General features: G+C 37.1%; 17 protein-coding genes and 2 pseudogenes. 7 read left to right on the top strand and 12 right to left on the bottom strand.

Annotated elements, in window-relative coordinates; genetic code table 11:
* The 8 genes and pseudogenes from HMPREF2701_RS03805 to HMPREF2701_RS03845 all read right to left on the bottom strand — a co-directional run.
* Positions 1 to 387, bottom strand: a pseudogene (locus HMPREF2701_RS03805) (hypothetical protein); the annotation flags it as partial.
* Positions 384 to 1,034, bottom strand: coding sequence for a DUF4176 domain-containing protein (locus HMPREF2701_RS03810; RefSeq protein WP_049552372.1), 651 nt, complete (start codon positions 1,032 to 1,034; stop codon positions 384 to 386). The pseudogene HMPREF2701_RS03805 and the gene HMPREF2701_RS03810, both read right to left, overlap by 4 nt.
* Before the next feature lies 1 nt (position 1,035).
* Positions 1,036 to 1,308, bottom strand: a complete 273-nt coding sequence (locus HMPREF2701_RS03815) for a hypothetical protein (RefSeq protein WP_049492943.1) — start codon at positions 1,306 to 1,308, stop codon at positions 1,036 to 1,038.
* A 17-nt stretch (positions 1,309 to 1,325) separates the two neighbouring features.
* On the bottom strand, positions 1,326 to 1,733 hold the full coding sequence (locus HMPREF2701_RS03820; protein WP_049492939.1) for a YwqH-like family protein: 408 nt from the start codon (positions 1,731 to 1,733) through the stop codon (positions 1,326 to 1,328).
* A gap of 42 nt (positions 1,734 to 1,775) precedes the next feature.
* Positions 1,776 to 6,221, bottom strand: coding sequence for a type VII secretion protein EssC (gene essC, locus HMPREF2701_RS03825; protein WP_070482154.1), 4,446 nt, complete (start codon positions 6,219 to 6,221; stop codon positions 1,776 to 1,778).
* Complete coding sequence (essB, locus tag HMPREF2701_RS03830) at positions 6,222 to 7,421, bottom strand: type VII secretion protein EssB (RefSeq protein WP_061590470.1); 1,200 nt, start codon at positions 7,419 to 7,421, stop codon at positions 6,222 to 6,224. It abuts the gene before it with no gap.
* Positions 7,422 to 7,430: 9 nt separating this feature from the next.
* Positions 7,431 to 7,688: a hypothetical protein gene (locus HMPREF2701_RS03835; RefSeq protein WP_061590471.1), complete on the bottom strand. Its 258-nt coding sequence runs from the start codon at positions 7,686 to 7,688 to the stop codon at positions 7,431 to 7,433.
* A 494-nt stretch (positions 7,689 to 8,182) separates the two neighbouring features.
* Positions 8,183 to 8,473, bottom strand: coding sequence for a WXG100 family type VII secretion target (locus HMPREF2701_RS03845; protein ID WP_049492928.1), 291 nt, complete (start codon positions 8,471 to 8,473; stop codon positions 8,183 to 8,185).
* A 181-nt stretch (positions 8,474 to 8,654) separates the two neighbouring features.
* On the opposite strand from HMPREF2701_RS03845, the gene esaA reads away from it, so the two are divergent.
* Positions 8,655 to 11,420 carry a type VII secretion protein EsaA gene (esaA, locus tag HMPREF2701_RS03850; protein WP_070482156.1) on the top strand — a complete coding sequence of 922 codons (2,766 nt, stop codon included), beginning with the start codon at positions 8,655 to 8,657 and terminating at the stop codon, positions 11,418 to 11,420.
* A 447-nt stretch (positions 11,421 to 11,867) separates the two neighbouring features.
* On the opposite strand, the gene mraY is transcribed toward esaA, so the two are convergent.
* The 4 genes from mraY to rsmH are packed head-to-tail and all read right to left on the bottom strand — an operon-like array spanning position 11,868 to position 16,383.
* Positions 11,868 to 12,848, bottom strand: coding sequence for a phospho-N-acetylmuramoyl-pentapeptide-transferase (gene mraY, locus HMPREF2701_RS03855; protein WP_070482158.1), 981 nt, complete (start codon positions 12,846 to 12,848; stop codon positions 11,868 to 11,870).
* Between the two features lies 1 nt (position 12,849).
* A complete protein-coding gene (pbp2X, locus tag HMPREF2701_RS03860) occupies positions 12,850 to 15,102 on the bottom strand; it encodes a penicillin-binding protein PBP2X (protein WP_070482160.1) in 2,253 nt (750 codons plus the stop codon).
* A 3-nt stretch (positions 15,103 to 15,105) separates the two neighbouring features.
* On the bottom strand, positions 15,106 to 15,423 hold the full coding sequence (gene ftsL, locus HMPREF2701_RS03865) for a cell division protein FtsL (protein WP_070482163.1): 318 nt from the start codon (positions 15,421 to 15,423) through the stop codon (positions 15,106 to 15,108).
* 9 nt (positions 15,424 to 15,432) lie between these two features.
* Complete coding sequence (rsmH, locus tag HMPREF2701_RS03870) at positions 15,433 to 16,383, bottom strand: 16S rRNA (cytosine(1402)-N(4))-methyltransferase RsmH (protein ID WP_050279758.1); 951 nt, start codon at positions 16,381 to 16,383, stop codon at positions 15,433 to 15,435.
* Between the two features lie 164 nt (positions 16,384 to 16,547).
* Here rsmH and HMPREF2701_RS03875 point away from each other — a divergent pair, with 164 nt between their 5' ends.
* The 6 genes and pseudogenes from HMPREF2701_RS03875 to HMPREF2701_RS03900 all read left to right on the top strand — a co-directional run.
* A complete protein-coding gene (locus HMPREF2701_RS03875) occupies positions 16,548 to 16,742 on the top strand; it encodes a helix-turn-helix transcriptional regulator (protein WP_001082471.1) in 195 nt (64 codons plus the stop codon).
* Between the two features lie 15 nt (positions 16,743 to 16,757).
* Complete coding sequence (locus HMPREF2701_RS03880) at positions 16,758 to 17,300, top strand: DUF3278 domain-containing protein (RefSeq protein ID WP_070482165.1); 543 nt, start codon at positions 16,758 to 16,760, stop codon at positions 17,298 to 17,300.
* Between the two features lie 10 nt (positions 17,301 to 17,310).
* Positions 17,311 to 17,637, top strand: coding sequence for a hypothetical protein (locus HMPREF2701_RS11475; protein WP_070482253.1), 327 nt, complete (start codon positions 17,311 to 17,313; stop codon positions 17,635 to 17,637).
* Between the two features lie 26 nt (positions 17,638 to 17,663).
* Positions 17,664 to 18,242, top strand: a complete 579-nt coding sequence (locus HMPREF2701_RS03890) for a DUF3278 domain-containing protein (protein WP_070482167.1) — start codon at positions 17,664 to 17,666, stop codon at positions 18,240 to 18,242.
* On the top strand, positions 18,239 to 18,715 hold the full coding sequence (locus HMPREF2701_RS03895; protein WP_070482169.1) for a glutathione peroxidase: 477 nt from the start codon (positions 18,239 to 18,241) through the stop codon (positions 18,713 to 18,715). Before HMPREF2701_RS03890 ends, HMPREF2701_RS03895 begins: the two co-directional genes overlap by 4 nt.
* 335 nt (positions 18,716 to 19,050) lie before the next feature.
* Positions 19,051 to 24,325 (top strand): annotated as a pseudogene (locus HMPREF2701_RS03900) (alpha-L-fucosidase); the annotation flags it as partial.

A 24,325-nucleotide genomic window follows, 5' to 3' on the forward strand; every position in this document is an offset into this window, starting at 1 on the left:
AGAGTAAGCTATTGTCAGGTCTGGATGGGCAATCAAGTTCAAAATCTCTTGAGTCGGTTGTTCCACAGCTCTTTTTAAACCGGAAAATTCTGACGTATCAATGACAGCAGCAGGACTATGCTCATCAACCAACTCCTGAAAGCGTAACATCAGCCGATCCCACTCATTATATAAACCATTAGCTAAATCATGGTAACTATATAATAAGGGCAGGTTATAATTGCTTAGCTCCGCATTGATTGCATCTTTGGTAGCAGAACGAAAACTTCTCGTATTAATCAACTCTCGAGTTCCTTGAAGCGCTGCTAAAATCTTATCCTCAAATCCACTTTTTGAACGATATAGTTCCTCGCGCGCTATCAGCAATTCAGAATGCTTATATTTCATTGTCTAGCCTCCATTTGATAATTGTGAAAAGTATAAGAATCCAGATCTTTTGCAAGTAGCTGACGACGTAGGTTTAAGATATGCTGTTCCTGAATATCATTCTTCTCTAGTCCCCTAAAAAGGACGGATTCAATCATATCATCGGATATAACTAAGGTTTCTTGATTTTGAATCAAACCTTTTGGCCAAAAATATCCCGTGTAATCTAGATAAAATTTATTTTCAACTGATACCCGTTGCCCTGTAATTAATACATAGATAGGCATTTCTTCCATAAAATCCTCAAGAGCATCTTTGGGTAACTTTTCTCTATTTATTTGAATAACACTACCTAATGGCAGAATTTCTGTATAAATTTTATCAATTAATTCAAGTAAACGCATAAACTCAGATGTGGAAAAAAGCTGAGTTTCTCCAAGACGAGTTATAATAACTTCCCCTTTATTGAATCGAAAATCAATACTTGCTCCAATTGTTGGATTGTACTCATAACTCATATCACTCTGAGATAAATTTAAAACCAATGTTCTAAATAAGTCCGGTCTATAGATAATAGCTTTGGCGATTTGATCGATGAGTGAATTTGGCTTAAAACCAAGATAGGACTCTGTAAAATACTGCGCCCATAACATTTCTTGTGAAATCATCTTATCCTCCTCTAAAACCTGCAGCCCCAGCAGCATCATCACTCATTTTATTCGCTACAGCCCTAGACATGTTTCCTGTCTGATCTATTGAATTGCTTTTAAATGTTTTTATCGAACTATTTAACTCATCTATCGTCGAATTAATTTTAAGGAAAGGTTGTAAGTCATTCTCGCTCAAGGTAGGTTTTGAAAGATCGGACAAAGCATCAATTGATGAAGAATACGAAACAACATCAGCAGACCAAACATTAAAATCTATTTTAATTTCTCCCATAAAATCTCCTCCTTAATCTAATCTTCATTTTGACTTTGAAGATAAATATAAGTATTTAGTGATTGACTAGCATAATTCATACCAATCGCTAAATTAGAAGCTTCAGCCGTATAGGTTGAGATTTTTTGGTCAATCAAATCAATATTATTCTGGGTATTCTCCAACCATTGGGAAATCGACCCTTTTAGCGTCTCTATTTTATTATTAAAATCATCTCTTCTATTTCCTACAAAATTAGAAGTAGCCATCCCATTTATATTAGTGTATTGAGACAATTGTTCTGAAATTGCTCTTTTCTTGCTCTGTATTTTACTCTTATTCTGTTTTAAAATACTAATTTTATTTAATATATCTGCTCTTTCACCAGACATTGTTGAAATCTGTTGTCGTAAAGAGTAAATCTCATAACTGTAATCACGAGACATAACTATATCTCCTTTATTTTTTATCAATTTATGTTAAAGATTCTATCCATTATCTGTAACCAACCGTAAACGATAACCTATTCTACCCACAAAAAAGTTTGTTTCATCCTCTGCTACAACTGGTTCACTGAAGCTCGTTTGTACTTTTGAAATATTTTGATCTTTGAACCTTGTTCCAACACATCCAGCAGGAACATTGCTCTTTAAGACCTTGTCAACATCTAAGTAGCCTACACTAATAGCTTGTTGTTCTCCCATAAATACAAAATGAATGTGAACTTTTCCGCTATTTCTAACAATCTTTTTAAACACATCCTCGGTTATTTTCATATTTAATAAAGCCCCTAGCATATGCGCTTCTGGGATAAATACGTACATCATTGAAGCCTCTTTGCCATTGTGACGGCTCTCAATTTCTCCTTGAATATCGTTAAAGAAACTAGGTATATTATCTCTATCAATTATTTTATCAAATACTTCTGTTTTTTTGTAACTATTGTTGGTATTTAATAATATTTTTTCAATATTTACCAATCTGTTCAGACCTGGTATCAAACTATTTTCACAATATTCCAATTGTTGCGGGGTATCATATAAGAATTCAAAATACCCATCTCTATCAGGAACAAACCCTTGAGGATCCGTTGTTTCTTTATCAAATCCTATTGGTAATTCACCCCTTGACCACATCTCAAGTACTTTAGGATGATTACTAAAGTGTGTCAGCGTCACTTCATTTGGCAACATTGGAATTGGTTCTGGGCAAACTCCTGTCCAGCTTCTTGCAATCAGCTTAACTTCTTCTTCCAAGTTATATAGGCGCTCAATATCGCCTTCTCCACTTGTCGGGAGATAAACCTGAATGGCATACGGGATATCTTCTTTCAACTGGGCACGGCCAAAAATTTCTTGCTGAATTAGAGCATCACGCCCTATAATTTCCTTAGAAGCTCCTTCATCAACTAGGTAAAAGGCCAAGCGCGAGGTAATATTGCTTGACATACTGATTTTAAGGCTATTTGAGCGGAGTGCTGTCAAAATCACATAGCATCCAAGACTCGCTCCCTCACGTAGGAGGCGGTTAATCATACTTTCAATAGCTTCTTCTAGCGCTGTGTCTTTTATAGTATCAAACCCGTCAAAAATAGTAAGAATAGCAGGGAGTTTCTCACCTGATTTTTGTTCGTATTGAGAAAGACTTGCTACATTATAGATGGCAAACTTCTCCTTACGAATCTTCAACTCTTGGTCAATACGTTTTAAAAACTTAACCAGTTTTTCTTCTTCATCAAACCTTGTTAAATCAACTACATGAGGTAAATCTTTTAGTGGCAAGAGTCCATTGGTTCCAAAGTCAAATAGATTGATTTGTACTTGCTCTGGAGTATTCAAGCGAGCGAGATTTAGCACTAGAGTTTGAAGAGCTAGGGATTTCCCAAAACCAGGTGAACCATAGAAAACTGTATGCCCCATTTTTTCCAAATCAAAATGATAATCCTTCTGACGTTGTTCTGTCGGAATATCCATTCGAGCAAAGGGAACGGCCAATACTTTTTCATCGGTCCAGTGAATATCTGTTTGAGGGGATATGATGGCTGTCTCTAAAGGTTCTAACCACGGTTTATCTGGCAGATTGAAAGGAACAGTCTTACTCACTCTTGCTATATAGTTTACAACCGCTGAGAGTTCCGTGATTTCTTCCGTCTGATCAGCAATATAATTTTCATCCTTAGATAGGTCATCAGATAGCAACTCATATTGTCCTAGGTCATTTATCAACCAAATTCGTTCATCAACAACTTCTTGAACTCCCTCTGTTTGTGGGGCATACTGTGCACCACTCCATGCAGACTGGAATAATTCATAGATTTCGTTATTTCCTACTTGTAGGTAAGCACGTCCTGGTTCAGTAATGCTCGCCGCATCTGGTGTTTTGATTATTTCATTGGAATCAGACTCATCTGACACTTTCAAAGCTAGTTTGAAACGAGAGTTTGACCATATTTGATCATTGACGACCCCTGATGGTTTTTGTGTAGCAAGAATTAGATGGACTCCAAGCGAACGTCCGATACGGGCTGTCGAAACCAGCTCTGTCATAAATTCTGGTTCATGTTCTTTTAATTCAGCAAACTCATCACTAATAAGGAACAGATGAGGTAATGGTTTTTCTGGATAACCTGATTTGTCAGTAGCTTTTTGGCCTTCCTTATATAATTTAGTATATCCATTGATATGATTAACACCAAATTGATTAAAGAGACGTTGGCGTTTTTGTAACTCTGCTTTGATAGAAGCTAGGGCACGCGCACTAGCAGCTCCATCTAAGTTAGTAATAGACCCAAGCATATGTGGTAAATCTTTGAAAAGATTCGCCATCCCTCCACCTTTGAAGTCAATCGTAAGAAATCCAACATCCTCTGGACTAAAGTTTACAGCCATGGATAATATATAAGACTGAAGAATCTCAGATTTACCTGAACCAGTAGTTCCTGCTACAAGACCATGTGGCCCATGTGCACGTTCATGTAAGTTGAGCTCCACCTGGTCATCCTTCCCACGCAATCCCAATGGCACAGCTAACGTTTTAAAAGTATCCGCTTTGGACCATCTAGTCGCAACCTGTAACTCTTCAACTTCTCTGACTTGGTAGAGTTCCAAAAAGGTAACGGATTTAGGAATCGTGTTCTTCTCTACTTCCATGTGTTTTAGATTTGCTAAAGTACGAATAGAATCCTCATAGCAATCCAACAGCGGGTGGGGAATAAAGGTTTGAGCACTATAGGCACCCTCATCATTAATGATTTGACCTAAATTTTGATTCTTATATTCAATTAGAGTTGTGATAGTTTCTGGCAAAAGACGACGTGCCTCTTTCACCCAAATGACTGTTACACCCAACTCTGTCAAATCTTTGGCTAGATACTCATTCAAACTATGGCCAAGTAAATGGGAGTCATCCATAATCGTTAAGACATAATGGGGTTTAAAGCGCGCATCTTTTTCCCCCATTTCACGTTTGATTTGAGAACGTTTTTGAATGATACGGTAAAGCGAATTTAGAACGGCATCACGACTTCTGGCATCATGGACAAAACCACGAATATTTCGTTCCTGCATATTGAAATGAGGAAGAAATCGCCACTCAGACCAATCTTTCTCATATCTCTGTTCTTGAACAAGATTGATAAAATTAACATCTAAGTAGCTGTGAAACATTGCCATCTGTAAAAGCATGTTATATACAGCTGTCCTAGTTACTTCACTATTTCCAACAAGACCAACTGTCGCTTCAAAAATATTAACAGTAATTGGAACCTTCTTTTGCAAACTGTAGTCTTGCAAGACTGTGCGAGCAAACTGCGATATTTCATCTTTACTTTGCTCATCAAAATTTGTTTGCAGCTCTAGCTGGCTTAACCTATCTCCTAAACCCAAAGACACCTGTAAGAAATCTTCATTATAGTCCATTCTCTCATAAATTCTTGAATCATACTTTGCAATCAGTTCAGTAATGGTTGAGATTGACGGTTGATTATAATGTAAAATACTAGTTTCTTCTTTGTAGTATTTTTCTAAGTCAGATACTTGGTTTAATAAATATGCCTCATAATCTTGAATTCGATTTTTTTCTTGTTCCTTGGTATCCTTTTTCTCTTCAAAATACTGACTCATAGTTGTCGCTGCTGTCAGGAGACTAAAGCCCCCCATCCCTAGCATCATTACAGGATTACCTTTTGTCCAAATTGAACTCAATGCAGTTAAAGTAAACATTCCTAAAGCTGGAACAATTGCTCTGATGAGCGAGTTTTTAGGGAGTCTAATCGGTTGAGGAGGTTGATTGATAATGATTTTCCCGCTATGGATAATAGGGTTAACTCTGGGACTCCTTCTATATTCTGGAAAATCCATCGGATACTCATTATTTTTTTCTTGTATCAGAATTTGATTCCTATTTAATTGCGGTTCTTCGAAGAGACATCCAATCTTCCACTGATTCTTTCTTTTTTCTATAAAATAATTAGAAACCTTCATTCGGTTCCCTAATTCAAACGGATAAAGTCCTCCCTCTTTGACTAGACGGTCATTTAAATAAATCGGAGATTCCCCAAGTGTAACCTGTACTTGATTATTTGAAAAAATAAGTTGGTTCGAAATTTTCCAACTAATATCAGCTGATTCTTTCTTGCTACAAATAAATCGCTGTGGTGGGAAAATATAACTGATAAAAATATCTTCCTCAGGAACCAACAAGGTTACAATCTCTTTATCAAAAGTAGATTTTCCTCTTTCTAAAGTCTTACCATTTCGATAGACTATTCTACCTTCTACTGTGTACTCGTTAGTACCGACCTTCACCTTTTGTCCTTCAAACAAATCTATTTTCTCTAGATTATCTTGTTCAATCAACAAGGTATAAAGAGGTTTATGAAGCTCTCCTAATTGGTCTCCCAGCTGATGATCATATTCTAGCTTTTTTGCCTTCATTTATCGTTCACTCTTTTCTTTTGTTCGGTTGTCTTTAGGAGTTGTTGTTTCAGTAGATACTTTTGTATCACTACTATTTGTCGTAGCTTCTCCAATCTCAGCAGAAAGTTCTTTTATTTTCTTTTCATATTCTTCAAGTTTCTTTTGTTTTTCAGAACCATTCATATTGATGTCTGCCTTAACTGACTCGTATAGATTTGTATAAGCATGTAAAATCAATTGCGTGTCCCCGATATTTTGTGCCACATCTAGAGCTTTTTCAAATTTTCCACGTCCAAGATAAATCCAATAAGAAAAAATTGTATCATCTGTTGATTCTGTAATCGTATTTAAAATAACTTCCTTTTGCTTATCACTCAAACTATCTAAACGGACATAACTTGCTGCTAAGATATACTTGGCCTCCTTGGGCAATGATTCTGTACCATAATTTTTTAATGATTCAACTGTTTCAGAGTAATCTTTTCGCATGAAATTTGATTGTGCCATAATGACTGATGATTTTAGTGGCCCATCTTTAAACATAGATTTGTAAGTTGCAAAGCTTAAGACAAGTGTGGTTGTAGCAAGTAAAGCTCCCCCTATTAACAAAGTCTTCCATTTTTTCTTGTTAACCAACAAATTTGCTTTTGAACTCTCTTCTGATAATTTGGCATACTTTTCTGCAATATAATTATTGACATCAGCTACACTCTCTAAGGGAATAATATCTTGTGCCACCTTTTCCTTTATTGCATCAATCCCATGGATGGCTAGTTCAAAATCTATCTTAGGTAGTAAAATAGAAATCATTAAAGCTTTATAAGATTCTAGATAAAATTCAGAACTATACTGTTGAGGTGCAAGTAATTTTTCAATTCCATAGTGTAACATTTGTACATTACTTCCAAAAATAATGATATTTTCAGGATGAATGTACGGAATTTTATAATCATTTTCAGAACGAACTAATACAGACATACTTTGTGCCAAACTAAAACGTTCAAGTTCCGTAGTTCTTTCTAAAATTTCTTCTTTAACAGTTTTAAAATACTCAGGAATCTTATACTGCAAAGAAAGAACTCCGTCTTTCTGTACTATTTCTACTGGACAATATTCTTGAATCAATTCAAGTTGCTCTCTACGATAACCTGATGAAGAAATTTGAACTGATATTTGATTGTCTTCTCTCACAAATTCTAGTCGATCTGCTTCAAACATTTTTTCCTCCTATGATACATCCTCAATCTCTATATAATCTCCATCGCTAACTGGATAAACAGCCAAGATATCCATTGGTTCGATATGGATTTGTTTGTTTCTAAGTTTGAAACAAAACGAACTATTTAGAGGTAAATTCAACTGTTCTCTAACTTTGGTATCTTTTAGTAATTCTTCTAATCTTAACCAAGTTAGAGATTTTGAAACTAGAATATCTATTTGTTTTGCTCTATAGTCTAGAGTTAACTTTATTTTTTCGTAATCCATGCCATTTCCTTCCTAAATAGACTCCCAACAAAACCATAAACAGTAAGAAAAAACTGGTAAATACATTTCCCATCCAATCCTTAAAAATTGAATAATTCCTTTGTTTAAAAGAGGATTTCTCCTCTATAGTGTATTGATTAAACAATGATGTTTGGACAACAGTAGTTTCTAGACGATAAATAGAGTGATTTTCACCATCAGTAAATATAGTCTGTTCTGCTCCCTGTATAAGTTCTTTGGTTGTTTGAGTTTTCTGGTCCACAACCTTTTGGGTACGATTTAAAAATAAATTTGGAGCATATTTGGATTCTATCCTATTTTTGACCGTTTCCTGTGTACTATTTGTAATGATATCTGTATCAAGTTTTAAGCTACCATCGTCTGCATAGACTAACACAGGAAATACTATACAAAGAATTAATAGGTACTTTTTAATGTTCTTCATCATAAAATAAAAATAAGCGTCAAGTTCCCCTGACGCTCCTCAAAATTAACTACAAACCAAAGCTTTGTGCATCTTGTTGGTCACGTTCAGCTACTGTTTGAGCATAGTTGTTCAATTGTTGGTTGATGCTCACTAGAAGCTCCTCAAATTTTTGAACATGTGTATACAACTGGTTGTATTGCTCAAGGTAAGCATTAAATGCTTGACCTTTCCATTGTGATGCCATTTCGCCATTTGTTCGATTAACAGTTTGTACTGCCTGTTCAATTTGTTCTTTAGCACTAAGATAAATTGCCGCCTGAGATTGTAACTGTTCTGGGGTTAAACTAATTACTGACATTAGTATTCTCCTTTAATTTTTATTTTTATTATTTTATCATATATTTTATTATTTGTCTATCATTTTATTACACTATATTCCATTATTACCCCAGAAAATTTAAAACTTAATAGTTCAAATCGCCCCCTTGTTTCAGATTCACATTAGTGATATAATAAACTATAAATGAAAGGGTTTATGTATGAAAAAAATAATCATAGGTGGTAGCATTTTTGTAACATTATTGGTCGGTTCTGGTGCTGCTTTTGTTTACTTAAAAAATCAAGAAGTTTCAATAACTAATAAAGTAAATGACCGTAAATTAAATATTGCTTTAGTAAATGAAGACACTGGTGGATCTTTAAATGGGAACACGTATAATTTAGGGAATGATTTTACAACATTATTATCCAAAGATAGCTCAAACCAATGGACAGTTATGACTCGCAATGTCGCTGAAAATCGATTTGAGAATGGTTCTGTTGACGTCATTGTATACATAGAACAACAATTTTCAGAGAAAATAGCTCAGCTGGAAAGCTTTAACCCAGACCGAGCAAAGATAGCATATAAAACAAAATCGAATCTAGATCCTGTCAAATCTAAAAATGTAGAGTTACGTGTCGGAGAACATCTGAATACAATCAATCAAAACGTTATCAAAATGTACTTTTCGAGTGTCATTAACAACTTAGACGATGCGAAAAGAAATGTTGAAAACATTGTCAATGAGCAATCAGGAACACACTCTAAAATTTCTCAGTATATCTATACACCATCCAATCAAGCTAGCCAATCTATTACTAGTACTATGGATTTAGTTTCTGGTTTAGAAAAAAACAACTCTTCCTTCGAAGAACTTCAAAAAAATTTCTCCGAATCAGTTATAAAACTTTTAAATAGTACGGGTAATGACTTACAAACAAAACTTCAAGAGGTTAAAGGTAATTTTGATAGAGAAATAGAAAATTCAAAACAAAATGTCTCTACAACAAATACGATTTTAAAAGATCAATATGAAGAAACTGCTAAATTTGTAGAAAAGATAAATGATTCTGCATCAAAATCATTATCTCAATTTGGAAATAATAATGATACTCAAAAATCAGAAATTAGTAAATTTGAAGATTTGATTTCTAATTACCATAAAATTATTTCTGATTATCGAGATAAAACAAATGATAAAAAGACTGAATTAGAGAAGCTCCAAACTGAATTAGAAAAAGAGAAGAAAAAAGTAGAGTTATTTTACTTTGGAAAAGAAGGAGTGGATACTAAATCGGATTTAACTTCTGAATCCAAAGCAACGCTTGCAGCACAAATAAACAATAGCCTACAAGTAAAAAATTCTTTACCTGACACTTATCAAGATATGATTCGTTCAACACTATCAGAAACTAGTATCCAAATGTCTGACTACAAAGAATTATTTGCTAAATTACAGAAATTAAAAGTCTTAACCCCTGATCAAGTTAATGAATATACTTCAAAACTAACTTTAATTGAGAACTATTCTCAATTTGATAAAAAATTTACACCTATAACCGGCTTGCCTAGTTTTGAATTTTTAACAACAGAAAATGATAAATTAGACAAAATTACCGAAGAAATCCCTATCACAGTTAAACTTCCTCAAGCAGGGCAAGAAACTGCTACAACAGAGATTTCTTCCCCTATTTCAACTACCCCAAGTGATGCTTCCTCTTTAAATGTAGAATCAAAACCTGAAATCTCTAATGCATCAACTGAAACAAAAACATCAGCCGAAACAAAAACATCAACTGAAACAAAAACGTCAACTGAAACAAAAACATCAACTGAAACAAAATACATATCACCTAAGGCTAAAATTTCAGTTACTGGAGATGCTAAATTAGTAAATGGTGAACAGGTTATTGCTGATGATAAGACCTATAAATTGACCATTTCCTATACTTTTGAGCCACATTATGGAAAAAATGATATATCTTTTGAGATACACATCGGAGACACAATAATCCCTATAAAACAAACCATCTATCGTAGTGATAAAGAGGAATCAGATGTACTTGTTAAAAAGGATTTAACACATATTTTTGATAAATTAAGTAAAATTAATCAAGCTGCAGGAATGATTAAAGCAATCTATGGAAATCCAAACAGTAGCTCTATAAACTTTTCTGCTTTATCACCTGATTCAGTTTATAATATGTATGGTAATATCAATCGTGAAGATATTGAATCGCAACTTTCAAATAAACAAATCACACAATTTAAACAATCTGGTCTTGAATTACTCGACGAAATTCAAGGGACTTCAAATTCGTTAAGAAAAATAACAAGTGAAATACCAAAATTGAATGAAGCAGATTTACCAAATGATTATTTCAAAGTGAAAATCACAGATTTAACAAATTGGTATAATGCATCAATTGAATCTTTATCAAAAGAATATAAGGTATGGAAAGAAACAAAAGAAAAACAACTTGAAATTACAAATTCAACTTCTGAATCAAACAACAATCAATTAAAGGTTAAAATTTATACACCTGAGCAACTGTATAAATCTATTGAATCACTAGTTACTATCACTTCTGATAGTTCAAAAATAACTAACAAGAATCATGAAGCTGTTGGAACAATGAAAGATCAATTCACTCAATTTAATAGCCAAGTTAAAACGATTAAAGATAATATCGACCGCACTGTTTCAACAACAAACGAATTGATTACTACTGAAGCAAATGTTATTCAAGGAAATAGAAATTATGCAGATTCCTTCAAAACTGTTATGAAAAATATCCGTGATGGAGGAACCACTAACCAAAATGTTATGAGTTTCTTATCAAATCCTATAGAAACCAAAAAAGAAACTTATGCTACGCCTATTTCTGTAGAAAACAACAGATTATGGGTAATTGTTGCTGTTGTTGTTTCTGGAATTACATCAGCTGGAATTACCTACTGGTTAACAAAGGAGAAAAAATAATTTCTTTATAAAAATATAATCATGACCACCCGCATAGCGGGTGGTTTTTTGTCTCGCACCTAGAGGAGCGAGACGGACTAATCGTCACATAATAAAAAAAGAGAGAATCACACTGATTCTCTCTTTTAGTCTATCATGATATTAAATATTTCAGTTTTAAATTTTTTGAAATTTAGTACAATGAACTCTTCACTTTCTTGAATTTCTGTTGCAAGATTCCAACTAAATATACCCTGATGATAATAATGTTACTCAATCATTTTTTAGATTTTCTAAAAAAATCGGACATTAGACACATTCTATTACTTAACTCGTATTATACTTTGAGTAAGTATCTTATATCATTATTTTAGAAATTTTTATTCCTTTATATTATCTACTAGACTATCTGTATACGTTAGCATCGTCCGTTTTCGTGTCATACAATCGAAACACCAGATTATTTTTTTACAGTAGGTATAAAAAGGCTAGGGTCAAAAGACTTGCTAGGAGTCCCACTCCCCAAAAGAAGAAGTCAACCTTCCACTCACTCCAAGGACTTCCCTTACCAGACAATCCTCCAAGCTCAAAATGATGATGCACAGGCGTCATACGGAAAATACGTTTACCACCTGTCAGTTTGAAATAACTGACTTGCATCATAACCGAAGTTGTTTCAAAGACATAAACAATTCCGATAATCAAGAGAGTCCATTCTTGGTGGAGGGCCATAGAGATAGCTGCCAGCATTCCACCTAGGGCCAAACTTCCCACATCCCCCATAAAGACTTTAGCAGGCTTATGGTTAAAGACGAAGAAACCAAGCAAACCACCAATCATGGCAAGAATCACTAGAAGGATATCCATCTGACCTTGCACATAGGCAATAACTCCATAGGCAGACAAGCTAATCACAACGGAAATACTCGCTAGACCGTCAATACCATCTGTCAAATTCACTGCGTTTGAAAAACCAACTAGCCAGAAAAGAGCGAAGATAATATAGAAAATCCCTAAATGCACTTGGTAGCCAAAGACAGAGAGCATATCGCCCCCACGCTCATAAAAAAGGTAGAAAATGACTCCACCTAGCAGCTGAAGAGCCAATTTCTGTTTGGGATTAAGGCCCTCATTGATTTTACGGAAGACCTTGAGGAAGTCATCTAAAAAACCAACCAAACCATACAAGACCAAAATAAACAAAACCATACCAACATTATTGGTCAATTGTTTTGAAAAAAGAGCGACGAGGAAACTCACCACAACTGCAGCAATGAGGAAAACAAGTCCCCCCATTGTAGGAGTCCCAGCTTTTGCCTGGTGCTGTTTAACATCCTCATGCATCTGCTGGCCTGTAATTTGCGCCTTTCTATAAAATTGGATAAAGGCCGGAATTCCTACTAAAGTTAGTAAAAATGTCACAATTCCAGCACTGATGGAAATAAACATATTAGTCTCCTAAAGTTAATTTAATTTTTTTAATGTTTTTAATAGCTGTATTAGTCCGAACGTCTTGCTTCTGAACAACAGAACCTGAACCTTCAAATTCCAGCTCAATATCCAACCATTTAGCAAAGGCCTCAGCAATCTCTTTTTTCCAGCCATACATATCTGGAATTTCTTCTACCTTATCCGATAAAAGGAGAACTTGTTGGTTTGGTGCAAGATTTTTTCCTTCTTCTACAGAAGTCTCTTTAATCTTTGTTCCAGTACCAACAACGATTGGTTGCACAATATTTCGACGTAAGGCTTCCGCCAAATCACCAGGTGAAATATCCTTGATGCTAGGCATTGCATACGAAGATTCTGTCGTCACTTGATCTAAATTCTTAGCTGGAGATTGAAGGTTCAGAGATTCTTTCATCGCTGAAGCCCGCTCCAAGATTGGATTGGAAAACTCTCCCAACTGGACAGCTGAATAATGCTCAGGCTGTTGAACCGTTACATACAAGATAAAATCAGGATTTTCAGCAGGATTCATAGTCACAACTGAGAAAATATAATTGGTAGAACCAACCAAGTATCCTCCATTTTTCTCATCAGCGATTTGAGCCGTACCGGATTTAACTGCTACATTTTGTCCAGGAACTGTTATAATTGGCTTTCCTGTGTAGTGATTATACATAGTTCCATATAGAGGGTCCGTCCCAACTAAGATCATGTGATTTCGAGTTGTGCTTGCTGCATCTTCAGATACAGGTTTTCCTACAATCTCTTTTTGAGACTTTCGTACAGACTGATTGTTAGTATCATAAATAGCACTTATAAATTTTGGCTCCAGCATAACTCCATCATTAGCAATAGCTGTAAAGGCACGAAGCATTTGTGTTTGTGTCACTGAAATTCCTTGCCCAAATGAGCTTTGAGCAATATTAACAATATTATCAGCTGGAAGTTGACCAGCGTATTCATCTGTCAAGCCAAAGCGAGTTGGAACCCCAAATTTAAAGCGTTTTAGATAATCCAACCAAGTAGCATCTCCCATTTTTTGTTCAAGTAGACTCATTCCAACATTACTGGAGTGAGCGAAACCTTGTAAGAAAGTCATCATCCCACCAGTAGTCAAACCACCATTAACATCCCAATCTCGAGTCGTCACATCCGCCATTTTAAATTCACTGCTATTGAAGTATTCTCCACTTGGGAAGGTATTATTATCAATAGAAGAAGCTAACGTCATAACCTTCATGGCTGATCCTGGTTCATAGTTACTTTGATAAAGAATATCACGCCAAACAAAGTCCTCAGTGATTCCTTCTTTAGTATCTGCATTAAAGGTAGGTCGTTGGGTGGTAGCGAGGATTTCACCGGTCTTTGCACTGACCAAGGTCGCGGTCATATACTTACCTTTTACTTTTTCTAGAAAGGCATCCATCTGAGTTTCCATGAAAGATTGTAGCGGACTAGACAATGTTGTATAAACATCCTTACCATTCACAGTCTGCTGCGATACCTGTTCCGTACCTGGGACGATATTTCCTACACGGTCTTTTTCATAGGTAATAATACCGTCTGTCCCAGCAAGAATGGTATTTAAAGAACTCTCCAAACCAGAAGTCCCTAACAAACTCTTACTACCATCCTCATTTTCATGAAGTTGGGCTAAGCCAATAAAGCTAGAAGCAAATTGTCCATTTGGATAGCTTCTGTTAGGGCTAGTTGTAAAGTCAATCCCTTCCACACTAGCATCTTTCAAATCTTTTTTAATAGCCATCATATTGGCATAGGTAATCCCATTTCCTTTTGCACCAAAGGAAACTTGGGTCAGATTTGGTTGAGCTAGTTGCTCTTTCACATAAGCTTCATCCATATCCAAATACTTATGGAAGACTTCAGCTACCTTATTAAACTGCGAATCCTCTACATAAAGAATTTTTCCAGTTGCTGACTTGTATTTTTTATCAATAACAGCATAGACGTTATAAGAGGTCGCATCTTCAGCGATTGGCACTCCATTTCGGTCATAGATAGTCCCACGTTTGGCAGGAACTGTTCGGGTTGTTTGGTGAACCTTTTTAGCCTCTTTAACCAAGTCAGTACCAAATATATTACCTTTTGCTATAATATACGCAAAATTAGCCAAAAAGATAGCGAAAAGTACGACAGCTAACAAACTGATGTACTTGCCGACTATTCTACGGTTTTCTGCTGGAGATTTACGATTTTTTAGCGCAAATCGGGTTATTTTTTCTGTCCATTTCATATCTTACTCCGCTGTTCGGATATTTTCGTTATTCAATTTCAAATCTTTTTTATCTGCAATCTCTTTCAAGCGCTCGGCACGAATCAATTCATTCACTTCCTGCTTGGCATCGTCCAGCTCTGTCTTCTTTTCCTCTATCTGCGCATTGATTTTTGTTAAATCACTTTGCACTTGCAAGAGCCGTGTCTGCATAAAGATAATGCTCACTGCTAAAACGAGAGCCGTAAAAGCGATGGAAAGATAAAAAGCCTTCTCCACACGTGAGAATTTTTTTATACGATTCTGCAAGAATTGACTGGTTGTTTCTTTCTTATCTACCATTTTTTCCTCTTACTTGTGAATTTTTCTGGCCACGCGCAACTTGGCTGAGTGCGAGCGGTTATTGGCTTCTAATTCTTCTGCACTTGGCAAGATTGGCTTACGGGATACCAATTCCATCTTGGGCTTGAGATCATCTGGGATGAAAGGCAAACCTTTGGGAACTTCAACTGTTGAAGCCTCCTTGAACAATTGCTTGGTCAAGCGGTCTTCTAATGAATGAAAGGTAATCACTGAAATTCTACCATCCAGAGCCAAGATATCCATAGCCTGCTGGATGGACTCATCTGCCGCTCCCAGTTCATCATTGACTTCAATCCGAATAGCCTGGAAGATCTGCTTGGCAGGATGGCCCTTTTTCTTGAGTTCCTTGGCCGGCTTAGCCGACTTGATAATCTCTGCTAACTCAGTCGTTGTCTCGATTGGCTTGACTTCACGTGCTTGTTCAATCTTACGCGCAATCTGTTTAGAGAATTTATCCTCGCCATACTTGAAGAAAATACGAACCAAGTCATGATAATCATAGTGGTTCACCACTTCATAAGCTGTCAGACTAGCATCCTGATTCATGCGCATGTCCAGTGGCGCATCCTTTTTATAAGAAAAACCACGCTCACGCTGGTCCAATTGAGGACTAGACACTCCCAAGTCATAACAAATTCCATCAATTTCCTGAACACCAGCTTCGCGCAAACGTGCCTGTAAATGACGGAAGTTATCCTTGATAAAGGTCACCATTCCCTTTTCAATGTAAGGTGCCAAGCGTTTTTGCGCATTATCAATAGCATTTTGATCTTGGTCAAAGGCATAGAGATGGCCCTTTTCACTTAATTTACTTAATAAATATTCGCTATGGCCCGCTCCACCCAAAGTCGCATCAACGTAGATACCATCAGGTTTCACATCAAGCATATCAATCGTTTCGTGGAGTAAGACCGTTACATGATGAAATTCTTTTGTCATATCTTATCTATTTTACCACAAATCCGACTAGCTTGCACTAGTCAGACAAATAGGTCAAAAAAAGTAAGATTTCTTTAAGAATATGTCAAATATGCTTGACATCTATTTCATAGAAGAATATAATATAGTCAAATATATGCGACATGAATCAGAAAGGAGACCAGATGAATCGTGTGAAAGAATTTCGCAAGGAACTAGGTATTTCCCAGCTCGAACTAGCCAAGGATATCGGTGTCTCGAGACAAACCATCAATATGATTGAGAACGACAAGTACAACCCAACTCTGGAACTCTGTCTCAATCTCGCCCGCAGCCTCCAAACTGACCTCAACAGTCTCTTTTGGGAGGATAATTTTTAAAAAAGGAGCCAACTCATGAAAAAAGAAACCTTCACTGAAAAACTCATCAAACGCACATACGGTATTTCTGGTCCCCTTGACGAATACAAACGGCGTGAGGCCAATCGTATTGGGAACCAAGTCTTTATCGTCCTCTTTTATCTGATGATTTTCGGAAATCTTATTCCACTCCTTCTGGCCTATAAATACCCTCAAGAAGTGGCTCTAATCTATCCTCCTCTGATTTTAGTGATTGCCCTCATCTCTGCTGGCTATGTCACCTACCAAATGAAAAAAACAGGGATTACAGCTATTGATCCAGATATGCTGAGTGAGAAAGAAAGTAAGCAACTATACTACCCAGGTCTTAAAGCAGGTTTGTTCTTTGGTCTATGGATGTTTTTTATAACTCCTCTTCTCAGTATACTCATAGGTGAAGGTCAGGACTATTTTCATTCTCTCCTCACTATAAGAAATGGTGTATCAAGCATTCTCGGTTCTATCTTCTTCGGAGCGAGTATACAGTTCATCATCTCCCGTCGCATTGAAAAAGCTAAGAAAGATCAAGATGAGGATTAGGAGGTGCCTTATAAAATCACTAGTAACTTTACTTACCTATCATCTTTTATTTGCTTCACTGTTCATCTTCATCATCGTTTCAGGGAACTTGCCAATCTACGATATAGTCCTCCTTCCAGTCTTTGTTCCAGCACTCAACAAAGGATTGACTTATCTAAAGATTGACTCCCAAAAAACGCGCATACTCAACTTAGCACTATTCTTTATGATTCTATCCTTACCACAACTGATGCTCGTCTCAGGCAATTGGAAATATTATATACTGCTAACTATCGCTATCCTTTCTTCTATCACTTATCTTTATTATCTCTATCAATTCGTAAAAGAAACAAAATAGCATCGTTCATTTAGGAGAAATCACCCATGAAAAAAGAAGACTTCACCACTCGCCTACTTCGAAATTTCTTTCATATCCAAGGGCCTTTTGATGAATGCCGTCAAGAGGTTATCTACAAGGCTTGCGCCCGTTCCATGATCCAAATCTTTTACTCTTCCTTCATTCTCTTCCTATTCTATATTTTGTTCGGAAGCTTTATAGAAATTGTTCGAAATGTTATGCCCTACATCTATTTTGGACTCATTTTGTTCATGGGTATAAAAGCTCAAAAAGCCGTCCAAGAGCTTCATCTTGAAAAGGATGACAAATCAGAAATCATTCTCAAAACCTACAGCAAAGCCCAAATCAAATTCCGAAGCTGGATTGTGTTTATCGGTATTCAGATTGGCTTCTTTATCCTACTCATCTTTCATAAAGTCTTCGTTCAGCAGATGTCCCTTTCAGATTTTGTGAAGCTCCTCATGCAATTCGATAAAAGTGTTCCTTTGCTGATGTATGGCCTGATTATCGGTAGCATTTTTGGAACCCTGACCTACGGATTTCTATCACTACAGGAGGAGAAAACTCCTAAAAATACCAAACAGAAGGAGAAAAGCAAGCAATGACTTCACTATACGATTTTTCAGTCTTGAACCAAGACCATCAAGAAACTCCACTAGAGACCTATCGTGGTAAGATTCTCTTGGTTGTCAACACTGCTACTGGATGTGGTTTAACGCCCCAGTACCAAGGTCTCCAAGAACTCTATGACCGCTATCAAGAACAAGGTTTTGAGATTTTAGACTTCCCTTGCAATCAGTTTATGGGACAAGCACCAGGTAGTGCAGAGGAAATCAACGCCTTCTGTAGCCTACATTATCAGACCAGCTTCCCACGTTTTGCCAAGATCAAGGTCAACGGTAAGGAAGCAGATCCTCTCTATGTTTGGTTAAAAGAACAAAAATCTGGTCCACTAGGAAAACGAATCGAATGGAATTTCGCTAAGTTTCTCATCGGTCGAGATGGGCAGGTCTTTGAACGCTTCTCTTCAAAAACAGAGCCAAAACAAATTGAAGAGGCGATACAAAAATTACTCTGACTTTTTTTGAATACATTCTTTCATTCAGTTTAATTCTTGAAAGGATGTATTTTTTTCTTTAAAAAGTGAAAGAATTTCTTTAAATTAGGTTTACTTTCTCTATTGCATTTCTTGGAACAATTTAGTATATTTGTTATGTTAAGGTTTTTAGGTTATTTTAAAGATTAAGATAACAATTTTAATTTTTTTATTCTAAAATGAAAGCGCTTAAACAGAGGGGGTAATTAGTCTCAAACTATTGCACAAAATCTAACTATCGCTAAAGAAAATCGTTTCCAAGTCATACTTGGGCTCAGACAGTAGCTGACTGTCTTGATTCAAACTAGGAGTACATTATGAATCGATACCTTTTTGAAAAAGAGCAAACTTTTAGCATCAGAAAATTAACCGTTGGTGTTGCTTCGGTTATGGTTGGGCTTGCTTTTTTGCATCTGGTACAGCACTAGCTGACGAAGCAAAAATTGAAGCTACAAGCTCTCAACCAAATGTAGAAAAATTGGCCGAAGTTGAAAAAACCAAACCAGAAGTCAAAAATGAAAGTCCTGTAATTTCTACACCTCAAGAGTCAGAGAAAGCAGAGAAAGCAGAAAAAACTGTTAAACCAGTAGAAGAGAAGACTGTAGCAGAAACTAAAACTACTGACTTGCTTCCTGAAGAAATCCACGATCAAGCTTATCCTGATGCACCCGTGAAAAACATAGATACTTCAGCAATCGTAGACAAGAAGGATAGTCCTAAAGTTGAGACAGAAAGCATTCTAAAAAACAAGGAAGAACTTCCAAAAGAAGCTGAAAATGGTAATCGTGCAATTATCAACGGTGGTCTAGATTTGAAGCACGTCCCTTATGAAGGACAACCTGCTACTGCTGCTAGTATGATTTACACTATTTACAATGGTGGTTCCCAACGCTATATCGTGTCTGGTTCTGGTATTTTTGTGGCACCAAATGTCATCTTGACTGTTGCCCACAACTTTTTAGAATCAAACCGTGATACAAAAGAAGGACATATTCGAGGCGGAGATTCTGCTAAGTTCTACTATAACCTCGGTTCTAATTCTGCTGTTCGCAATTCTCAGCCTGTAACGGGTAATACTACTCTATTCAAAGAAGAAGATATTCATTTTTGGAACAAGAAAGAATTTGGAAAAGGATATCAAAATGACTTGGCTGCTGTTGTAGCACCTGTTCCTCTTCAAATCGCTAGTCCAAATAAAGCTGCTACCTTTGTTCCTTTGGCAGAAAACAAAACCTATCAACCAGGGGACCCTGTTAGCACGATTGGGTATCCAACTGACTCAAGCTCACCTGAGCTCAAAAAACCAATTGTAGCTGGTCAACTTTACAAGGCTGATGGTGTCGTGAAATCTGTTGATAATTATGATGATAAAGGCTCAAAAGGCATCACCTATCATATGACTTCTGTTTCAGGCCTTTCAGGTGCTGGTATTATCAACAGTGATGGTAAAGTAGTCGGTGTTCACCAACACGGCACAATTGAAAACGGCATCCCTGACAAAGACCGTTTCGGTGGTGGGATCGTCCTCTCACCTGAGCAAGTCAAATGGGTAAAAGATATTATCGCAAAATATGGCGTCAAAGGTTGGTACCAAGGTGATAATGGGAAACGATATTACTTTACTCCTGAAGGAGAAATGTTCAGAAATAAAACTGCTGTTATTGGTGAAAATCAATATTCTTTCGATGAAAATGGTGTTGCGACACTCATTAAAGGAATTGATTACGGACGTGTAGTTGTTCAACACGTAGATGAAACTGGTAATCCAATCAAAACTGATGATACTTTTGTTGAAAAAACTGAAGTTGGAACAGCTTTTGATTATGACTTCAAAAAAGAAATCGCTAAGACTGACTTCTATACAAAAAATCAAGAGAAATACCAGATTGTCTCTATTGATGGCGTCGAAATCAACAAACAACTCAAAGATGAGTGGACCTACAACGTCGTCAGCAAAACAGCTCCAGGAACACGGGTCATCAAGGTGGTTTATAAAGTGAATAAAGGTTCATTTGCCATTCATTATCGTTTGAAAGGCTCAGAGCAAGAATTAGCAGATGTTGTTACTGATAATAATGACGGAAAAGAATACGATGTTTCATTTGTAAACACTTTTGAAGCAAAAGAAATCGCAGGCTACCGCGCAATCACTCCACGCTTAGAAGCCAGCATCCAGCACAAGGGTGTGAATGATGTTGTCTTTGAATACGAAAAAATCTCTGATAGCTCTAATCCGACTTCAACTGTTTTACCTGCTGCTCATCCAGAAGATAAGGAAACAGAAATTGGAAATCACGGTCCCCTTCCAAGCAAGGCTCAACTTGATTATCACAAGGAAGAATTAGCCGCCTTCATCCACTATGGTATGAATACTTATACTAATTCTGAGTGGGGACATGGAAATGAAGACCCTAAAAACTTCAATCCAACTAACTTAGATACAGATCAATGGATACGTACTCTAAAGGAAACTGGCTTTAAACGAACTATTATGGTTGTCAAACACCACGATGGTTTCGTTATTTACCCATCTAAATATACAAATCATACCGTAGCTGCAAGTCCATGGAAAGATGGAAAGGGTGACCTTTTAGAAGAAATCTCTAAATCGGCTACTAAATACGATATGAACATGGGTGTTTACCTATCACCATGGGATGTTAATAGCCCTAAATATAAGGTAGCTACTCAAAAAGAATACAACGAATACTACCTCAATCAACTAAAAGAAATCCTTGGTAATCCAAAATACGGTAATAAGGGTAAATTTATCGAAGTTTGGATGGATGGAGCACGCGGTAGCGGTGCCCAAAAAGTAACCTACACTTTTGATGAGTGGTTCAAATACATCAAGGAAGCTGAAGGAGATATCGCTATCTTCTCTGCCGAACCAACAAGTATCCGTTGGATTGGAAATGAGCGTGGTATCGCCGGTGACCCTGTATGGCATAAGGTCAAGAAAGCAAACATCACCGAAAATGTTAAGAACGAATACCTTAACCACGGTGACCCTGACGGAGATATGTACTCTGTAGGAGAAGCAGATGTTTCCATCCGCTCTGGCTGGTTCTACCACGATAACCAGCAACCAAAATCCCTCAAAGAATTGATGGATATCTACTTCAAGTCTGTTGGTCGTGGAACGCCACTTCTTCTCAACATTCCACCAAACAAAGAAGGTAAATTCGCAGATGCTGACGTGGCTCGCTTGAAAGAATTCAAAGCGACTCTAGATCAAATGTATGCGACTGACTTTGCCAAAGGAGCAACTGTAACAGCAAGCTCGACTCGTCAGAATCATCTCTACAAAGAAAGCCACCTTACAGACGGTAAAGATGATACTAGCTGGGCTCTTTCAAATGATGCCACAACAGGTAGCTTCACAGTCGATTTGGGACAAAAGAGACGCTTTGACGTTGTCGAACTCAAGGAAGACATCGCCAAAGGTCAGCGTATCTCTGGTTTCAAGATTGAAGTCGAAATCAACGGTCGCTGGGTGACTTACGGAGAAGGTTCAACTGTTGGTTACCGTCGCTTGATTCAAGGCAAGCCTGTAGAGGCACAAAAAATCCGTGTAACCATCACCGGAGCTCAAGCAACTCCAATCTTAACCAACTTCTCAGTCTACAAGACACCAACTAGTATCGAAAAGACAGACGGCTACCCTCTTGGACTTGAATACCACTCAAATACAACAGCGGATACAGCCGGTACAACTTGGTACAATGAATCTGAAGGTGTTCGTGGCACTTCTATGTGGACCAATCAAAAAGATGCCAAAGTAAGCTATACTTTCACAGGAACCAAGGCCTATGTCGTCTCTACAGTTGACCCAGGTCATGGAGAAATGTCCGTCTACGTTGATGGCCAAAAAGTTGCGGATGTGCAAACTAAGAACACTAGCCGTAAACGCAGCCAAAAAGTATATGAAACAGACGATTTAGCACCTGGCCAACATACCATTACCCTTGTTAATAAAACAGGTGAACCAATTGCTACAGAAGGAATCTACACTCTAAACAATAACAGCAAGGGTATGTTTGAGCTTGAAGCAACTTCTTACGAAGTCGAAAAAGGAAAACCAGTCACTGTTAAAATTAAACGTGTTGGTGGAAGCAAGGGTACTGCTACTGTTCGCTTCATCACAGAACCTGGAACTGGGGTTCACGGTAAAGTTTACCAAGATACAACTCAAGATGTGACTTTTGAAGATGGAGAAACAGAAAAGACTGTTACCATCCCAACGATTGACTTTACAGAACAAGCCGACTCTATCTTTGACTTCAAAGCCAAGCTCACTTCTGTTTCTGATGGTGCTTTACTCGGTTTTGCTACCGATGCAACCATCCAAGTGATGAAAGCTGAATTGCTGATCAAGGATCAAACAAGTTATGATGACCAAGCTAGTCAGTTGGATTACAGTCCTGGCTGGCACCATGAAACCAATTCGGCAGACAAGTACCAAAAAACGGAGTCTTGGGCTTCCTTTGGTCGCTTAACTGATGAACAAAAGAAAAAGACAACTGTCACAGCCTACTTCTACGGTACTGGACTTGATATCAAGGGCTATGTTGATCCAAATCATGGTATCTACAAAGTCTTCCTAGATGGCAAAGAAGTTCCTTACCAAGATGGCATGGGAAATGCGTCGACTATTGAGGGCAAGAAATACTTTAGCGGTCACGCTGCTCAACGCCAAGGCAATCAAACTCTGGTTAGCCTAAAAGGTCTTGATGAAAACTTGCACGCAGTCACCCTTCAACTAGATCCTGATCGAAACGATTTGTCTCGAAACATCGGTATCCAGGTGGATCAATTCATTACTCGTGGTGAAGGAAGCGAACTCTACAGCAAAACACAAATCCTTCAATCTCTCTCTAAATGGAAAGACGACTTATCTAACTTTGATCCAAGTGGTTTGAAAAATACAGCAACTGCACGCCAAGCATTTAAGTCTAATCTTGATAAACTCACTGCACAATTAAGTTCTGATACGGTAAATGTACAAGATGTGATGTCAACAGTCACTACTTTGCAAGATATTCTTAGCAAAGACGAAAATTACCAAAAACCTGGAGACGAAACAAGTCCAGAACAACCGGTTGAACCTAAACAACCGGAACAGCCTGAAATCAATTATGATAAGGCTATGGCTAGCCTGACTGAAGCTATCGAGAAAAAAGTAGCTGAACTTGGTGCTAACAACGATGCTAAGAAAAAATTAGTTGAAATTACTGATAAAGCAATCGCAGTTATCCAAGAAGCGAAGACTCAAGAAGATGTCAATAAAGCCCTCAATAACGCTCTTGAGCAAATCAAGCAATTGCAACCTAGCCAACCAGAACAACCAGTTGAACCAAAACAACCGGAACAGCCTGAAATCAATTATGATAAGGCTATGGCTAGCCTGACTGAAGCTATCGAGAAAAAAGTAGCTGAACTTGGTGCTAACAACGATGCTAAGAAAAAATTAGTTGAAATTACTGATAAAGCAATCGCAGTTATTCAAGAGGCTAAGACTCAAGAAGACGTCAACAAAGCCCTCAATAACGCTCTTGAACAAATCAAGCAATTGCAACCTAGCCAACCAGA

Origin of the sequence: Streptococcus sp. HMSC077D04 (assembly GCF_001808785.1) — a bacterium.
Taxonomy (GTDB): Bacteria; Bacillota; Bacilli; order Lactobacillales; family Streptococcaceae; genus Streptococcus; species Streptococcus mitis_BX.

What these genes read in the sequence shown, in the direction of transcription:
- HMPREF2701_RS03810 (WP_049552372.1), bottom strand. Translation starts at nt 1,034, where the DNA reads ATGATTTCACAAGAAATGTTATGGGCGCAGTATTTTACAGAGTCCTAT.
- HMPREF2701_RS03815 (WP_049492943.1), bottom strand. Translation starts at nt 1,308, where the DNA reads ATGGGAGAAATTAAAATAGATTTTAATGTTTGGTCTGCTGATGTTGTT.
- HMPREF2701_RS03820 (WP_049492939.1), bottom strand. Translation starts at nt 1,733, where the DNA reads ATGTCTCGTGATTACAGTTATGAGATTTACTCTTTACGACAACAGATT.
- essC (WP_070482154.1), bottom strand. Translation starts at nt 6,221, where the DNA reads ATGAAGGCAAAAAAGCTAGAATATGATCATCAGCTGGGAGACCAATTA.
- essB (WP_061590470.1), bottom strand. Translation starts at nt 7,421, where the DNA reads ATGTTTGAAGCAGATCGACTAGAATTTGTGAGAGAAGACAATCAAATA.
- HMPREF2701_RS03835 (WP_061590471.1), bottom strand. Translation starts at nt 7,688, where the DNA reads ATGGATTACGAAAAAATAAAGTTAACTCTAGACTATAGAGCAAAACAA.
- HMPREF2701_RS03845 (WP_049492928.1), bottom strand. Translation starts at nt 8,473, where the DNA reads ATGTCAGTAATTAGTTTAACCCCAGAACAGTTACAATCTCAGGCGGCA.
- esaA (WP_070482156.1), top strand. Translation starts at nt 8,655, where the DNA reads ATGAAAAAAATAATCATAGGTGGTAGCATTTTTGTAACATTATTGGTC.
- mraY (WP_070482158.1), bottom strand. Translation starts at nt 12,848, where the DNA reads ATGTTTATTTCCATCAGTGCTGGAATTGTGACATTTTTACTAACTTTA.
- pbp2X (WP_070482160.1), bottom strand. Translation starts at nt 15,102, where the DNA reads ATGAAATGGACAGAAAAAATAACCCGATTTGCGCTAAAAAATCGTAAA.
- ftsL (WP_070482163.1), bottom strand. Translation starts at nt 15,423, where the DNA reads ATGGTAGATAAGAAAGAAACAACCAGTCAATTCTTGCAGAATCGTATA.
- rsmH (WP_050279758.1), bottom strand. Translation starts at nt 16,383, where the DNA reads ATGACAAAAGAATTTCATCATGTAACGGTCTTACTCCACGAAACGATT.
- HMPREF2701_RS03875 (WP_001082471.1), top strand. Translation starts at nt 16,548, where the DNA reads ATGAATCGTGTGAAAGAATTTCGCAAGGAACTAGGTATTTCCCAGCTC.
- HMPREF2701_RS03880 (WP_070482165.1), top strand. Translation starts at nt 16,758, where the DNA reads ATGAAAAAAGAAACCTTCACTGAAAAACTCATCAAACGCACATACGGT.
- HMPREF2701_RS03890 (WP_070482167.1), top strand. Translation starts at nt 17,664, where the DNA reads ATGAAAAAAGAAGACTTCACCACTCGCCTACTTCGAAATTTCTTTCAT.
- HMPREF2701_RS03895 (WP_070482169.1), top strand. Translation starts at nt 18,239, where the DNA reads ATGACTTCACTATACGATTTTTCAGTCTTGAACCAAGACCATCAAGAA.